The organism is Pedobacter sp. PLR (assembly GCF_026239675.1).
Lineage (GTDB): Bacteria > Bacteroidota > Bacteroidia > Sphingobacteriales > Sphingobacteriaceae > Pedobacter.
The window spans coordinates 1-486 of record NZ_JAPIVQ010000040.1 but is presented as its reverse complement, the minus strand read 5'-3'; the positions used below and the strand labels follow the sequence as shown (position 1 = coordinate 486).

General features: G+C 51.0%; 1 pseudogene. It reads right to left on the bottom strand.

Features of this window, described 5'->3' with window-relative positions:
- A pseudogene (locus OQX61_RS24260) lies at nt 1-486 on the bottom strand (hypothetical protein); the annotation flags it as partial.

Sequence of the window (486 nt, the reverse complement as noted above, 5' to 3'; positions counted from 1 at the left end):
ATCCCGTCAATACCAGTTACTCCTATTGGGCCAGCAACACCAATTGCACCGGTATCGCCTTTATCTCCTTTTAAGCCCTGAACTCCATCTGCACCAGTTACTCCTATTGAGCCAGCAACGCCGGTTGCACCGGTATCGCCTTTATCCCCTTTTAAGCCCTGAATCCCGTCAATACCAGTTACTCCAATTGGGCCAGCAACGCCGGTTGCACCGATATCGCCTTTATCACCCTTTAAGCCCTGAATTCCGTCTGCGCCAGTTACTCCAATTGGGCCAGCAACGCCGGTTGCACCGGTATCGCCTTTATCCCCTTTTAAACCCTGAACTCCATCTGCACCAGTTACTCCTATTGGGCCAGCAACACCAGTTGCACCGATATCGCCTTTATCCCCTTTTAATCCCTGAATCCCGTCAATACCAGTTACTCCTATTGGGCCAGCAACACCAGTTGCACCGGTATCGCCTTTATCCCCTTTTAATCCCTGA